At 45.7% G+C, this 12,208-nt stretch carries 11 protein-coding genes and 1 tRNA gene; 3 read left to right on the top strand and 9 right to left on the bottom strand.

Annotated elements, in window-relative coordinates:
- Window positions 1–65 precede the first annotated feature (65 nt).
- From R7Q09_RS21445 to R7Q09_RS21425, 5 genes are all read right to left on the bottom strand, one after another.
- Window positions 66–1,211, bottom strand: a complete 1,146-nt coding sequence (locus tag R7Q09_RS21445; protein ID WP_005381476.1) for a murein hydrolase activator EnvC family protein — start codon at window positions 1,209–1,211, stop codon at window positions 66–68.
- Between the two features lie 27 nt (window positions 1,212–1,238).
- On the bottom strand, window positions 1,239–2,060 hold the full coding sequence (cysE, locus tag R7Q09_RS21440) for a serine O-acetyltransferase (protein WP_005381475.1): 822 nt from the start codon (window positions 2,058–2,060) through the stop codon (window positions 1,239–1,241).
- A 78-nt stretch (window positions 2,061–2,138) separates the two neighbouring features.
- The gene (gene gpsA, locus R7Q09_RS21435; RefSeq protein WP_005381474.1) at window positions 2,139–3,176 is read right to left on the bottom strand and encodes an NAD(P)H-dependent glycerol-3-phosphate dehydrogenase; all 1,038 of its coding nucleotides are present in this window, start codon (window positions 3,174–3,176) and stop codon (window positions 2,139–2,141) included.
- Window positions 3,177–3,371: 195 nt separating this feature from the next.
- Entirely contained in the window at window positions 3,372–3,836 is a 465-nt protein-coding gene (gene secB, locus R7Q09_RS21430; RefSeq protein ID WP_005386410.1) for a protein-export chaperone SecB, read from the bottom strand.
- A 225-nt stretch (window positions 3,837–4,061) separates the two neighbouring features.
- Window positions 4,062–4,496: a rhodanese-like domain-containing protein gene (locus R7Q09_RS21425; RefSeq protein WP_005386415.1), complete on the bottom strand. Its 435-nt coding sequence runs from the start codon at window positions 4,494–4,496 to the stop codon at window positions 4,062–4,064.
- A 547-nt stretch (window positions 4,497–5,043) separates the two neighbouring features.
- Here R7Q09_RS21425 and gpmM point away from each other — a divergent pair.
- The gene (gene gpmM, locus R7Q09_RS21420) at window positions 5,044–6,576 is read left to right on the top strand and encodes a 2,3-bisphosphoglycerate-independent phosphoglycerate mutase (RefSeq protein ID WP_033907178.1); all 1,533 of its coding nucleotides are present in this window, start codon (window positions 5,044–5,046) and stop codon (window positions 6,574–6,576) included.
- 86 nt (window positions 6,577–6,662) lie between these two features.
- On the opposite strand, the gene R7Q09_RS21415 is transcribed toward gpmM, so the two are convergent.
- The 4 genes from R7Q09_RS21415 to rsgA all read right to left on the bottom strand — a co-directional run bounded on the left by R7Q09_RS21415 (window position 6,663) and on the right by rsgA (window position 11,302).
- Window positions 6,663–7,550, bottom strand: coding sequence for a DMT family transporter (locus R7Q09_RS21415; protein ID WP_005386417.1), 888 nt, complete (start codon window positions 7,548–7,550; stop codon window positions 6,663–6,665).
- A 132-nt stretch (window positions 7,551–7,682) separates the two neighbouring features.
- The gene (locus R7Q09_RS21410; RefSeq protein WP_213970971.1) at window positions 7,683–9,098 is read right to left on the bottom strand and encodes an SLC13 family permease; all 1,416 of its coding nucleotides are present in this window, start codon (window positions 9,096–9,098) and stop codon (window positions 7,683–7,685) included.
- Between the two features lie 165 nt (window positions 9,099–9,263).
- Window positions 9,264–10,121, bottom strand: coding sequence for an archaetidylserine decarboxylase (gene asd, locus R7Q09_RS21405; RefSeq protein WP_033907177.1), 858 nt, complete (start codon window positions 10,119–10,121; stop codon window positions 9,264–9,266).
- A gap of 116 nt (window positions 10,122–10,237) precedes the next feature.
- On the bottom strand, window positions 10,238–11,302 hold the full coding sequence (gene rsgA / locus R7Q09_RS21400; protein WP_005386419.1) for a small ribosomal subunit biogenesis GTPase RsgA: 1,065 nt from the start codon (window positions 11,300–11,302) through the stop codon (window positions 10,238–10,240).
- A 129-nt stretch (window positions 11,303–11,431) separates the two neighbouring features.
- Between rsgA and orn the strand changes: the two genes are divergently transcribed.
- Entirely contained in the window at window positions 11,432–11,977 is a 546-nt protein-coding gene (orn, locus tag R7Q09_RS21395; RefSeq protein WP_017635574.1) for an oligoribonuclease, read from the top strand.
- Between the two features lie 156 nt (window positions 11,978–12,133).
- Window positions 12,134–12,206 (top strand) — tRNA-Gly (locus tag R7Q09_RS21390).
- Window positions 12,207–12,208: the final 2 nt, after the last annotated feature.

Below are 12,208 nucleotides of genomic sequence, written 5' to 3'. Positions count from 1 at the left end.
AAAATATGAATGCAAAAAAGGAGCCGAGTGGCTCCTTTTTTATTATAAGTCGATGAGTCAGATAATCAGCGTTTTAACCAAGATTTCGGATTCTGCGCTTCACTATTACGACGAATTTCAAAGTACAGCGATGGCCTGTCTTGACCACCCGTATCACCCGCGAGAGCAATCACTTCGCCGGCGGTGACTCGATCGCCTTCTTTTTTAGTTAACGCTTGGTTGTAACCATAGAGGGTCATGTCACCTTTTCCGTGGTCGAGCAGTACCACTAAACCGTATCCGCGCAGATACTCAGCAAATACGACAGTACCAGGATAAACGGCTTTCACTTGTTGACCATAGTTGGCAGACAACACCATACCCTTCCAGTTTACCTGCCCAGTTTGTCGCGTACCAAAGTTGTGTAACACACTGCCTTTGAGTGGCCAAGGCAACTTACCGCGCTGTTTGCCGAGTCCGTCCATTGGCACCGCATTACGCTTCGCTGCTTTGGCGATCTCTGCTTTTAAACGGGTTTCGTTGCGTTGCAGCTCGGCTAAGTAGCGTTTGTCATTCTTGATACTGCTCTGAATTTTATTCAGGGTTTGCTTACGCTTGGATTGTGTACTCGCTAGCGCTGTACGTTTTTCGGATTGCTGCTTGAGCAGAGTCTCGATTTGCTCTTTTTCTAGCTCGAGCTGGTTTTTGTTGTGCGCTAATTCTTGGGTTATTTTGGTGATCGCATCAATCACTTCAGCACGTGCTTTAGCTAAATGCTGGAAGTATTGGCTCATGCGGTCTTCTTCCACACCTTGATTTAACAAGTGACCATTGGCCTTCGCTCGCTCGGTTACGTAATACGTTTGCAGCAGCTGTTTGAGTTCTTCTTCTTGCTCTTGACGCTGTGCTTCTTGCAAGGCAATTTTCTCTTCCAGGTTTTCTATGTTTTTGTCTGCTTGTGCGAGGTTAGACTTGGTTTGTCGTATTTCACGCTCAAGCTTAGAAATACCAAGCTCTTGATCTTTTAGTGATTTCTGTAACTCATTGAGCTGCTTTTCTTGGGAAGAGAGCGATTTGCGCTGACGGCTTATCTCACTGGATACGCCTTTGAGCTCTTGCTGACTCACAGCAGAGGAGGTAATGGGATAAGTGGCAGATAAAGCACAAGTTAATAAAATAGCCGAGCGTAGAACAGGGTGATTTTGTTTTCGCACTTGAGAGTTACCTACCACGTTGTTGTCAAAAAGGTTTGTTGACGATTAAATACCATCTCCATGGATAAAGCTTTGCGACTTGCCGTTAAAGCCTTGATCCATATCGAGAGAGGGTTTGTCTGTTTTTGGACGTCCGACGATTTTTGCAGGCACGCCAGCCACCGTTGTGTGAGGAGGCACGGCTTGCAATACCACAGAGCAAGATCCGATTTTCGCGCCTTCACCGACTTCGATATTGCCAAGAATCTTTGCACCAGCTCCGATCATCACACCCTCGCGAATTTTCGGGTGACGATCACCGCATTCTTTACCAGTACCACCAAGGGTGACATCTTGCAGTATAGACACGTCGTTTTCGACCACGGCAGTTTCACCAATCACGATGCCTGTTGCATGGTCGAGCATGATACCACTACCAATGCGCGCTGCAGGGTGGATATCGACCTGACATGCTACCGAAATCTGATTTTGTAGGTAAGTCGCAAGAGCGTGACGACCTTGCTTCCACAGCCAGTTTGCTACTCGGTAGCCTTGCAGTGCGTGATAGCCTTTTAGGTACAGCAATGGCATTGAGTACATTGAAACAGCAGGGTCGCGATTGACCGTGGCACAAATATCACAAGCCGCGCCGTCAGTGATGGTTGGATCAGCCGCAAAGGCTTCTTCAACCACTTCACGCACAGCCATCGCTGGCATGGAAGCGGTGTTCAATTTGTTAGCCAGAATATAACTCAGAGCGGCACACAAACTTTCATGCTTGATAATGGTGGCATGATAGAAGCTCGCCAGCATAGGCTCTTGTTCTGACATTTCACGGGCTTCTGAGACAATTTTGTTCCAGACTTTTTGTTTTTCGCAGTGTTTCATTCTCAATATCCAGAGTGGTTCTTCCGTGACCCGACAACTTCAATTTTTCTCAGATGAGCTGCAAAGGGCGGTAGATTGCTACTTTCCTTCGGCTTTTTTGTCACGAGCAAGTAAATCTTGCGCTGCTAAGCGCGCATCTTTTCCTTGATACAATACTTGATAAATTTGATCAACTATCGGCATCTCAACACCCATACGTTGAGAAAGTAGCCATACTTCTTTTGTATTGCGGTAACCCTCAACCACTTGGCCAATTTCTTCTTGAGCCGTATCAACGTCTTTACCTTGGCCTAATGCCAAGCCAAAGCGTCGGTTACGTGATTGGTTATCGGTACATGTCAGGACAAGATCGCCTAAACCCGCCATGCCCATAAAGGTTTCTGGCTGTGCACCTAGCGCAGCACCAAGGCGACTCATTTCAGCCAAGCCACGAGTAATTAATGCAGTACGGGCGTTGGCGCCAAAACCGATACCATCAGACATACCCGCACCAATCGCAATAACGTTTTTCACAGCGCCGCCCAATTGCATACCAATAAAGTCACTATTGGCATATACGCGGAAGGTTTTGCTACAGTGGATTTTTTCTTGTAGATCCGCAACAAATTCAGAATCTGGAGACGCAACTGAAATTGCAGTCGGCATACCCATTGCGAGCTCTTTCGCAAACGTTGGGCCAGACAATACTGCTAGTGAGTAGTTTTCACCGATAATGTCATAAGCGACGTCTTTCAGCAGGCGTCCCGTTTCAGGTTCAAGCCCTTTGGTTGCCCAACAGATGCGAGAGTCTTCGCGCAAGAATGGTTTACAGCTGTTTAGCACGATGCCAAAGACATGGCTTGGAACCACAACCAACAAATCTCGGCTTGCTTGAACGGCTTTTTCTAAATCCGATTCAATGATCAAGCTTTCAGGGAAATCAACACCTGGTAAGAAGGCATGGTTAGCTCGGTCTGCTTCTAGGCGAGCCATGTGCTCTGGCTCGTGTCCCCAAAGGACAACGTTCGCGCCGTTACGAGCGAGTGAGATCGCCAAAGAGGTGCCGTATGAGCCTGCGCCAATCACAGTCATTGCGATGTCTTTACCGTAAGCATTGTTTGTATTTGCTTGTGTCATGCTACCGCCTAATTGTCTTGCTACTAGTAGAATCTAGTTCCTAATCGTCAAATTTTACGCCTTCTGGCGATTAGGAACTAGGAACTTTTGTCAGAAATAAAAAATGCACATTGCATCGAATGGTAGACGCTCTGTGCATTTTATTTGAGTCGGTGACGTCAGCACTGTGGCTATTCGTCACTTATAAAACGTGAATTACGCTTCAGCTTCGCCTTGTTGAGCTTGCTGTTGTAGGTAGTTCATGAATAGCGCGTCAAAGTTTACTGGCGCTAGGTTCAGTTGAGGGAACGTACCTTTAACGACTAGGCTTGAGATAGTTTCACGAGCGTATGGGAATAGGATGTTCGGGCAGAATGCGCCTAGGCAATGTGCAAGTTGACCAGCTTCCATTTGTTCAGCAGTGAAGATACCACCTTGTTGAACTTCACATAGGAACGCAGTCTCTTCTTCGTTCTTCACAGTAACGGTTAGGCGTAGAACAACTTCGTAAACGCCTTCACCAAGCTCACGGCTTTGAGTGTCTAGGTCTAGTTTAACGTCTGGGTTCCACTCTTTCTGGAAAATTACTGGAGAGTTCGGCGCTTCAAAAGAAACGTCTTTTAGGAAGATGCGTTGAATTGCGAAGTTTTGTTGTGCGTCTTGAGGTGCTGCTTCAGCCATTTTTTAATCCTTAAATCAATATTTGTTGAGCCTAGAAACGTCTAAGCTCAGAAAACTGGTATGTCCTGAGACTAACTGAGCCAATCTACCTTGACTAGATGAAGCGTGTATTACGTGCAAAGCGTCACAACTTAGTGCTCCAACTGCTTTCAATTTGCTCAGTTTTTTGTCCGCGAGGCTTGGTAAAAGCGCGTTTAAACGCGAACTTTCGTTCTTGCCACGTTCCTACTTCTTACCGCGAACTAACGGCAGGTTCGCTTCGTTCCACGCAATCAAACCATTTTTTAGTAGGCTCACGTTTTCGAAGCCAGCTTTTACTAGTAGGTTTGCGCTTTCTTGAGCGGTCTGTCCTGTCTTACATACAACAATGATTGGGTCTGATTTGTGGTTTTCAAGGCTACCCAAGTTACCCGCTTTGATGTCTGACGGTAAAATGTGAAGTGAGTCGGTGATATGACCTTTTTTGAACTCGTCTTTGGTACGGATATCCACTACAACGCCGTTTTCACGGTTCATAAGATGAGTCAGTTGGTTTACGTTGATTTCTTTGTATGCGGCTGTCGCTGATTTCACGATGTTCATGATAAAGGCGACAAGAAGACCTACCCAAACCAAAGATAGAATCATGTTCTGTTGGAAAAATTCAATGTACTCTTGCATGTCTTGAGCTCTTACGCTGTTGGCGGAAAAATAAAGCAGGAGTATAGCGAGGTTACGGCTCTTAGGCGAGAGGGTTAAAATTTTCTAACGAATAATTGAGATCTCTATAATCCCGTTATGCCCTTACTATCCGTACATTTCGCTCTGGTAGCTTGATTGCTTTGGCCTATTGGACTTATCGGTTTAAGTGACTTCTGTTTTACTGAGAAAAGAGAACAATAGGTATTAACCCATCTTGTTTGATGTTGCTTTAAATTAGCGCTGTTTCAAGTGCAAAAATAAGAATGAGAAGCGTAAGAAAACCGAACTTAGACTGGGGTGTACAAAGCGTATTAGAAATGACTATGCTTGTGGAACACGATTGTCGGCACTGACTCGTTGTTCGCTTAACTTGTAAGATAGCAACAATAAATCGCAAACATTATTTGATCTTAACCTACAGTTTTGGTTAAAAAGTGTAGTAAAATTACGCTAGTTTTGTTTCAAGGTTAGATAGGGCAGCGAGGCCCTACGCCAAAAGTTACTTAAATTTGATGAGGTCATCACTATGTCAGCTAAGAAGCCACTGGCTCTAGTTATCCTTGACGGTTACGGTTACCGTGAAGACACAGCAAGTAACGCAATTGCGAATGCGAAAACACCAGTAATGGATGCTCTGATTGCGAATAACCCACACACATTAATCTCTGCTTCAGGCATGGATGTTGGCCTTCCTGATGGTCAAATGGGTAACTCTGAAGTTGGTCACACTAACATTGGTGCAGGCCGCGTTGTATACCAAGACCTGACTCGTATCACTAAATCAATTGCGGATGGTGAGTTCGAAGAAACGCCTGCGCTAGTTGAAGCTATCGACTCTGCAGTGAAAGCTGAAAAAGCAGTACACATCATGGGCCTGATGTCTCCAGGCGGTGTTCACTCTCACGAAGACCACATTTACGCTGCAGTTGAAATGGCAGCGGCGCGTGGCGCAGAGAAAATCTACCTACACTGCTTCCTAGACGGCCGTGACACACCACCACGTAGTGCTGAAAACTCACTACAACGTTTCCAAGACCTATTTGCGAAACTAGGTAAAGGCCGCGTTGCTTCTCTAGTAGGTCGTTACTACGCAATGGACCGTGACAACAACTGGGATCGCGTCCAAGTTGCTTACGATCTTCTAACTCAAGCTAAAGCTGAGTTCACAGCAGAAACGGCAGTTGCAGGTCTAGAAGCGGCTTACGCTCGTGAAGAAAACGACGAATTCGTTAAAGCAACAACTATCAAAGCGGAAGGTCAAGAAGACGCAATCATGCAAGATGGTGATGCGGTTATCTTCATGAACTACCGTGCTGACCGTGCACGTCAAATCACTCGTGCATTCGTTCCTGCGTTTGACGGCTTTGAGCGTGCAGTATTCCCAGCAATCAACTTTGTGATGCTGACTCAATACGCGGCTGATATCCCTCTAGCTATCGCATTCCCACCTGCGTCTCTAGAAAACACTTACGGTGAGTGGCTATCTAAACAAGGTCAAACTCAGCTACGTATCTCTGAAACAGAGAAATACGCACACGTGACTTTCTTCTTCAACGGTGGTGTTGAGAACGAATTCGAAGGCGAAGAGCGTCAGTTGGTTGCTTCTCCAAAAGTTGCAACGTACGACATGCAGCCTGAAATGAGCTCTCCAGAACTAACAGAGAAGATGGTTGCGGCTATCAAATCAGGTAAGTTCGATACCATCATTTGTAACTACCCGAACGCAGATATGGTTGGTCACACTGGCGTTTATGAAGCGGCTGAGAAAGCAATCGAAGCTCTAGATGAAAGCGTGGGTAAAGTGGTTGAAGCAATCAAAGAAGTTGGCGGTCAACTATTGATCACTGCGGACCACGGTAACGCAGAAATGATGATCGACCCTGAAACTGGCGGCATCCACACTGCTCACACTAACCTACCAGTGCCTCTAATCTATGTAGGTGACAAAGCGGTTGAATTCAAAGAAGGCGGTAAACTGTCTGACCTTGCACCAACCATGCTTTCTCTAGCTGGTCTAGAAATCCCAGCAGAAATGACGGGTGAAGTATTAGTTAAATAAATAATTAACTAACGGCTCCGAATGACAAAAGCCCGAGTTTAAACTCGGGCTTTTTTGTATCTGGCAATAAGGGCTGGTCTGTAAGGTTACTGAACCAAAATGCCCGCACCAATCACAGCTAGGGCTGCGCCCAACCATGCAAATCGGTTTGGTCGGCGTTTAGTGTAAATCCAGAGCAGTGGTAGCAACATAATTGGCGTGGTTGAAGATAGAAGTGCAACCATACCTACATTTCCTTCTTGCAGTGCGTATAAGATTAGCGTCATGCCGACGGCCATCGCCAAGAAACCATTAAGGGCAGTAATACCAAATATGCGCCAAGTAATGTGTTGCGTCGAGCGAGCGACTTTGACTCCTAGAATTAACAACATGCTGTGGGCGAAAAAGGCACTGATCATTCGAATAGCAGAAGCCGCAACTGGGTCAATACTGGTTTGCATTACTGGCTTGGCGATGATGCCGCCCAATGCTTGGCACATTGCTGCGGTTAAGCCAAGTCCAATACCCACCCAGATGTTACCTTTAATGTCTTCCAAGACGTTATTCACTTGACCTCTTCGGCCAAAGAATATCGCCATCACCACGCCGCTAAATACCAATGATGCGCCCAGTAGTTCTATTGTGGTCATGACTTCGCTAAATAAGAAGTAGCCCAAGATGGCAGAGAACACGGCGTGGCAAGAGAAGAGTAACCCGGCTTGTCTTGGCCCCATACGATTCAAACACGCGAATAGAGCGGTATCGCCAATAAAAATACCAATCAGTCCTGAGGCCATCATTGGCGTTACATGTTCCCAAGAAACCGTTAACCAGCCGCCAGTTATCCAGGCCATTGTTGATAAGATCACGGCTGTGCAGCCCATACGCCAGCGGCTGTAAGAAAATGCGCCTAGGTGTTGTGCAGGAATGACCGAAATTAGGCTAGAAACTGCCCACAGAAAAGCGGCGCATAAAGCAAGCCATTCGTAACCCATGATGTGTCGACGTCCTTGTAGAGTAGAGGAGTCTTAATATGCACGAAATTTATGGGATGTAAAAGCCGCTCTGTAAGGGCAGTAGCTGGAGAGCAGCTCCATGACAACACGCTTTTTCATGGAGCTCTTCGATTAAAACAGTACCAAAACTGCGCCATACACGATAAGTAGACCAATCAAACCAAGAATCAGCCCCACTTTCGCCATGTCTTTGCTCTCGATGAGGCCTGTTGAATAAGCCAAAGAGTTTGGTGGTGTGGAAACCGGTAAGATCATGCCAAGTGATGCGGAGAAGGCGACGACAACCAGTAAACCTTGTAGGCCACCAACCGCAATAAGGCTTGGCATGGATGTACCAATAGCGGCAGCAATAGGCATCAATAAGTTTGCCGTTGCGGTATTAGACATAAAGTTCGCCATTAACCAACACACTACTGATAGGGCTAAAACAACGGCAAATGGTGATAGCAGGCTGTAATCAATGGCGTGCGCTAATGCTTCGGCTAAGCCCGTTTTGTCTAAGGCAATACCAATTGCTATACCACCGGCAACCAGCCATAAAACATCCCAGTTAATCAGCTTGAGCTCTTCTTTTCCCATAATGCCCGTTAACGTGAACACTGCTAGTGGGATAATCGCGACAACATATGTATTCATGCCATGCACTTTCGTTGTCATCCAAAGCAAAATGGTTAGTGCAAAAGTGATGTAGACGACGATCGCACGCCAGCTCTTTTTGAATGTACCATCTAGCTTTAGTTTCATTTCTGGTTCGCTAGACGGAAACAGCTTTTGCAACAAGAACCAAGCTACAGTGAGTTGTACCAACACAAAGGGTAGACCCATTGTCATCCACGATAGGAAGTCTATCGCGTTTTCTCCAGTGAGATATTGAAGCGCTATCGCATTAGGTGGCGTGCCTATCGGAGTCGCAATGCCGCCTGTATTCGCTGCAATTGGAATACACAACACCAGTGCTTTAATGCCTAAATCCCCTTTAGGTGCTGAAGCGACGATGGGGCCAAGCAGGGCTAGCATCATCACGGTCGTGGCAGTATTGGACATAAACATTGAAAAAACGGCGGTAATTAACATCAAGCCCAGCATGATGAACTTAGGTTGGGTGCCGAATGGTTTTAATAGAACTCGGGCGAGGTTGTTGTCGAGCTCGTATTTGGAAGCCGCAATCGCGAGAGCAAAACCACCCATAAAAAGAATAATGATCGGTGAAGAGAAGGCCGAGAAAATATCGGTGTAAGCAATTAACTCTCCTAAATCATGCCCCGCTGGTGTATTGCGAAATAGATGCAAACCTTTATCCGATATCATGATCAGTTCAAGAGCGATAATAAGAATGGACGTAGCAAAAACGGGAACCGGCTCGAGAACCCAAAGTAGGGCAGCAAGAAGAAAAATAGCTAACAGGCGATGCTGAATTAAAGTGAGATCGTCAATAGGAATAGCATCGATCGGCATCATCAAAACACCGAGCGGAATTAAAAAGCACACCAGCAATTTCGCCAACGTGTTTACACTCATCTTTGGCATTGGCTGCCCCTCTAAATATTCATTCTAAGCGCAGGATAATTGATTGTGGAATGAGGGTCTTAGAGGCAGGTATGAGTTTGAGAAATAGAGGCTAAATTTCGAACGGAGTTTTGCTTTTTATCAATAAAAAGAGCCCTGAATAAAGGGCTCTTAACGGTGTTTTACTTAATTTTTTAAGGCGTAAGGTGTGCCCATAACGGTTGGCTTACCGTTTTCCATGCTTGCGTCAAACTCAATCGCGTCTTTGGCAAACAGGTTAATAACAGTAGAACCCAGTTTGAAGCGGCCCATCTCTTCGCCTTTTTTCAAGATCACGGCCTTGTCACCCTCTGCTGGGTAATCCCATTTGTAGACAGTGTTTCCACGAGGCGGAGTGATCGTGCCAGCCCATACTTGCTCAATGCTACCAACAATTGTCGCACCAACAAGCACCTGTGCCATTGGACCAAACTCAGTATCGAAGATACACACCACACGCTCGTTACGTGCAAATAGGTTTGGTACGTTTTCTGCTGTCAGAGGGTTTACTGAGAACAGGTCACCTGGTACGTAAATCATTTGGCGCAGAGTGCCGTCACATGGCATGTGTACACGGTGGTAATCGCGCGGAGATAGGTACAATGTCGCAAAAGAACCATCTTTAAATTCGTCAGCTAAATTCGCGTCACCGCCCAGCAATTCTTGTGCTGAGAAGTGATGACCTTTTGCTTGGATAAGTTGACCATCTTCAATAGGGCCAAACTGGCTAACACAAGCGTCGGCTGGATGAGTGATGACGTTTTCGCCTTCAGAAATTGGGCGTGCGCCTTCTTTTAGCTCACGAACGAAAAACTCGTTGAACGTTTTAAAATGCTTAGGATCTGAGTGCTTTGCCTCATCCATATTCACATTGTATTGTTTGATAAACCAACGAATAACTGCTGTTGTTAGACCGCCAGCTTTTGCTGAAGCCAGTTTACCCATTAGGCGAGTGAGGCCGTGTTGTGGGATCCAGTACTGCAGTCCAACTTTAAACTTGTCCATCTTTAATTCCGATACTTCTGTTAGATTCGCGCTTTAGGGCGCGTGATGTTACTGAAATTTAATTTGCTTGTCAGTATTAGGTGAAGACTTTTTACACAGTTACAGCCTTAACTCAATTACAGATCGGCTTTTTTATTACGTGAATACTGACGATTTGCTTTGTTTTCAACCATGCTTTCCAAAATGCGATGATAGTTTTCAAAGCGAGTTTCGTTAATTTCCCCGTTCTCGACAGCTTCGCGTAGAAGGCAGCCTGGGTCATCATTGTGTTTACAATCTCGGAACTTGCAACCGCCTAAATATGGTCGAAATTCAACGAATGCTTTTGTTACTTCTTCTGCTTCCAAATGCCAAAGACCAAATTCACGTACTCCAGGTGAGTCGATCAAATCGCCACCCGTTGGAATGTGGTATAAACGTGCAGCCGTCGTGGTGTGTTGGCCCAAGCCAGAGTTCTCAGAGACTTCGCCTTCTTCCACTTCGCTCTCTAGTTCCGGCATTAACGCGTTGACTAAGCTGGATTTCCCTACGCCTGATTGACCAACAAAGATATTAATTCGGTCACGCAGCAGGGTTTCTAGTTCAGCAATGCCTTCTCCAGACTTCTTGCTGACCAGAAGCACTTTATAGCCAATGCGTTCATATTCTTTGAGCCATTCTTCATACATTGCACGATCATCGGCTTCTAGAAGGTCGACTTTATTTAAGACCAACAATGGCGCAATATTCAGTGTTTCTGATGCAACGAGATAGCGGTCAATAATATTTAGCGATAGCTCTGGTAATACCGAAGAGACAATGACCATTTGATCAATATTGGCTGCAACGGGTTTTAGGCCATCGTAATAATCTGGACGAGTGAGCACTGAAGAGCGAGGTTCTACCGCTTCAACAACACCAGAGATGCCCGCCATAGACTCCAATCCTTCGCGCCATAAAACACGATCGCCAGATACTAGAGACTCAATACCACGGCGGAGGTTACAGCGTTGAATTTCGCCTGTTTCAAGGTCTTCAATGTCCGCGTGCTGACCAAAACGAGTGATCACGAGACCTTGCTTGCTGGCGCCTAGCATGTTTTCATCCCACTGGATGGAATCTTCTTGCTTCTTCAAACGCTTTTGTTGGTTGCTACGTACGCGTCGCACCTGACCTTTGGTTAACTTTTTCTTCTTTGCCACAATTCTGTACTTTATGTGAATTTACTCAAATGGTTGAGCCGTACTCTTGGCTCCGTGTATGAGTATCGTGTTTCTCGTATTTTGAGGTATAGTACCTCTTTTATCGATAAACAAATAGGCGGCGTAACCATGTCCTTTAGCGATCAAAACCTAATTTGGGTTGATTTAGAGATGACAGGGCTTGATCCTGAAACGCACAAAATCATCGAAATTGCTTCTATTGTCACGGATAGCGAACTAAATATTTTGGCTGAAGGTCCAGTGTTAGCGATTCATCAGCCGGAAGAAGAACTGGCGAAAATGGACGACTGGTGTACTAATACGCATACGGCAAGCGGTTTGGTGGAGCGCGTTCGAAACAGTCAAATCTCAGAACAAGACGCAGTCGCACAAACCATTGAATTTTTAGAAAAATGGGTGCCAAAAGGGGCGTCGCCAATATGTGGTAACAGCATTGGGCAGGATCGTCGCTTTTTATACAAGCATATGCCTGAGTTGGAAGAGTTCTTCCATTACCGATATGTTGACGTTAGTACTCTTAAAGAACTAGCACGTCGCTGGCAACCTGAGGTGCTAAATGGGTTCACAAAACAGGGAACACATTTGGCCTTGGACGACATTCGTGAGTCCATCGCAGAACTTAAGTACTATCGAGGTACTATTTTCAAGATTTAACTGTTAAGGTTGCGATCCAAATTGTTGTAATTTATATCGCTTTTGATTGCTTTTTCGTCGTTCAGTAAAAAAATAAAGTTTTTTTGAAGGAAGGACTTGCATCACAAAAAAATGCTCTTATAATTCGCAGCCCTAAACAGCGGAAACGTTGTTGATGCGACACTAGCTCAGTTGGTAGAGCGCAACCTTGCCAAGGTTGAGGTCACGAGTTCGAACCTCGTGTGTCGCTCC

It is taken from the genome of Vibrio sp. 2130-1, from assembly GCF_033339515.1.
This window is presented reverse-complemented; position numbering and strand designations above follow the sequence as displayed.